Consider the following 3,194-nt stretch of genomic DNA (forward strand, 5'->3'; position numbering starts at 1 on the left):
AGTCCAGACACAAGCCGATCTCCGATCCCAATACAGGATCGGCAACCTCACAGATCGCGACCACTCCCGAAAGGTGGTCCGGAAACACCGCTTACAATTCAACTGCAGCGGCTGAGAGTTTCTCGAAGCCCACATGCCGGCGCCGATTGCAACGAATCGCGTGTAATGGACGCCAAGCGTTTGGCGCTTGAGTTCGGAGACTAACGTGGGCCCTGCCTGATAGACGATTGAGATACCAGCGAGCAACGCCATGCGAAGTCCGATAGGCAAGATGGGTCTTGCAATCGTAGGTCTTGGGAGACCCTGTTCGGCTACAAGCTCATCGAAACCTTGAACGACGGCGCCAAGGATGGTGGAGTGGCGTATCGATGCCTGATGACGGGAGGGCTTTGGGCATCGTCTGATGAGCAGTAATCGGGCGATATCGATTGGCGATACCCCAGATGCTCCCCCCAGCAACTGATCGATGAGCTCCTCGCCATGGACGGCATTTACCCAAAGATCCTCGAACGGCGATGACGTGCTTGCGACGGCAGATGCCCCCTCCCTCGTCTCTTGCTGACGTTGTCTGCAAACGGGACAGGTTATCCGCCAACCCTCGATCCAAGCTTCGCTGTACCGCAGTTGCAGCTCCTCGCAATCTGTTTTGCTCGGAGCAGGCGATGCAGCATTGAATGACGCGTGGCGCGACGAGCCGACCTGCCGATTGTGGGAACCCAGACGTGGTCATTGCCAAGATTGTCGAAGATTGGGATCGAAACAGCCTCGCAATATGAACGGCGGCGGTTGGCCCCAGGTTTGTATCGGTTTGCCGCAAAGATGTTGCCTCCGGAATGGCATGGCGAAGCATCGTGAGCGGTGGGACGCCATAGAAATCGGCATGGCGCGTGATCCACGATGACAGAAGCTCATCGGGGACGGGTTTGAGAATAACTGGAAGCGGCCTTGTCCCGTTGAGCTCGCGGATCATGCGTAGGCTGTTTCGGCGCTAACTGGCGGGCGCCAACTTTCCACCGCTTCATCTGTGATATGCTCTATACCGCTCTCGATAGACTCGGCTGCCAAGCTCGTAATCGCCTGGAAAATATTTGCAGTGATGCCGCCGCTGATCTGCAGTATCCGGCGTAGCGATTTCGGCGTCAGCACCGTCGGACGGCGAAGCGGCATATTCCGCAAAATGGACGAGACTAGCGCTTCGAACTGTTCGTTGGCCGCCCACCTATTCAAGGTCAGCTCGCCGAACCGGCGGGCAAGCTGTACGTCGCCACTTATCGCTTCGCGCGCTTCGATTACGCCGAAGCAAACGAGGGAGATCTGAAGCCGATTGCTGAGAAACCGCAGCGTGTTCAGCACGACCCGCTGCTCGCGGTACGAGCCGGCGAGAATGTTATGTACTTCATCGATCACAAGAACGTGGACGCCGACCGTTTTCAGAAGTCGCAACGCCGCTTGCTCCATCTGCACGATGTCGGCGCGGGGTGCCTGTGGCGCGCCAAGTGCAGCCAGGATCCCGGCATATAAACGGCGCTCACCTGGCTTGCCGGTCATCTCGATTGCCAGGACCGGTATAGCCTGTACGCCGGTCGTCGGATCAAAACGGGAGGGGTTGTTGTCGCAGAATTTTTCCAGGATCATCGTCTTGCCCATACCGCTGTCGCCGTAGATGGCCACCGAGGGCATGCGCGTGCCGCGAGGATGATCGACTAGCAGGTTGAGACGATCGAGCGCTTGCTTGGCGCGCGGATAAAAAATCCAGCGGCGAGCCTGAATTGCGCGAACTCGCACAATATCAGGCTCGCCTAGGAGGTCTTTGGCCGCCTGCGTCAGATGGACGTTATCCGTGGTCAAGGGGGCTCAATCCAGATCTTCGACGGAGGGAACAGGTTTGCTTGAATCGACGCCCCGAAGCGAGCCCACTTGATCGTCATCCACATTCGTTTTCGCAAGCCGCTGGCGCCCTTGTGTCTTGTGTTTCGCCTGCTCGATCAGTTCGCGCTGCGAGAGCGCAGTGCGAATGAGGACGTGCATGTCGATTTCGCGTTTGCCTTGAGCGTTGAGTTTGCGTCGGGCAGCCTGCGCCTCCCACAACGTAATGGGCGCGAGTGTCACATCGGCATAGCGAGCCTCAACAAACCTGCCGGAGTGACGCCTAACAAAAACGCGCGACAAATCCCGGGGGTCGTATTTCACAATCAGGCGGGCCTTGGCCCGTCCGATATCGGCGGCCAGGGCGGGAGACCAGTAGCGGATGTTGAAAAGATGGATGCCGGTCGGGCGCAACGTTCTCTCTGCCTCCGGCAAGAAGGAGATCCAGAATTGCATACGATCGTTCGGCAGGCGCAACACCAACTCACTCTCCTGCTGCCGCCAGACCGCAATCGGTGGCCTACGGAGTGCGCCATGGATAGCATGATGGTATTGCCCAACGATCTCGAGTGCGATGTAGCGCTCAAGCTCTCGAAGCGTCAGTGTCGCATGGCGTTTGGCATCGTACTCGCGCCGTTCCTCGATGTTGCTCGAGGTCGATCCTGGCAGCAGGTGAACCGCGCCCATCTGCGTGCCGATCAACCGTTCGATGTGGCCGCCGAAATGGGGCGTTCCAGGCGGACGCCACTCAACCTTTATGCCGTTGTCCCGGCAAGCACGTTCGAACGCATGACTTCGAAAATCCGCACCATTGTCGACATGTATCATTCCCGGCAGCCCCGCCACTGGCCACGCTTCATGGATACCCCTCTCCTGCAACCATGGAGTCTTGTCGAACACGGAGTGCAGTATGCAAAGGCTTGTCGACAGTCGCGACGGCGCCTCCATGGTTAGATAGAAGCCGGTTACCATCCGAGAAAAGATGTCCAGCGCCAGTGTCAGCCAGGGCCGTCCGAGCGGCAGACGCGTTTCTTCGTCGACAACGAATACGTCAACTTTGGTATGATCGATTTGTACAAGTTCAAGCAGCCGCGAGGCCGAAAGAGCACCTGGAGTAGCGGTTGTAGCTTTGACGACCTCGCTCTCGCCGCGCTTACGCCCCCTCACCTGTAGATCGATCTCTTCAACCCGGGATTTGATGGTGCGCCAGTTTGGCGGAGCAAGGCCGGCCGCTGCGCAGGCGATTTGGACCTGCCGAACCAACTGCGCGAAGGACGGACGTGTCGGTTTGAGGTAAAAGCCTTCAATTGTTCGTCGCACGAGGGCTT

At 58.2% G+C, this 3,194-nt stretch carries 2 protein-coding genes; both read right to left on the reverse strand.

Translation table 11 applies throughout. The annotated features are described in order from the left end of the window. Window positions 1-966: 966 nt before the first annotated feature. Window positions 967-1,848: a TniB family NTP-binding protein gene (locus tag EN780_RS30780; RefSeq protein ID WP_128276162.1), complete on the reverse strand. Its 882-nt coding sequence runs from the start codon at window positions 1,846-1,848 to the stop codon at window positions 967-969. A 6-nt stretch (window positions 1,849-1,854) separates the two neighbouring features. Continuing rightward, a partial coding sequence (locus tag EN780_RS30785) for a Mu transposase C-terminal domain-containing protein (RefSeq protein ID WP_128276163.1) occupies window positions 1,855-3,194 on the reverse strand: 1,340 nt, incomplete at its 5' end.

It is taken from the genome of Mesorhizobium sp. M4B.F.Ca.ET.089.01.1.1 (genome assembly GCF_004022605.1).
GTDB classification, from domain to species: domain Bacteria; phylum Pseudomonadota; class Alphaproteobacteria; order Rhizobiales; family Rhizobiaceae; genus Mesorhizobium; species Mesorhizobium abyssinicae.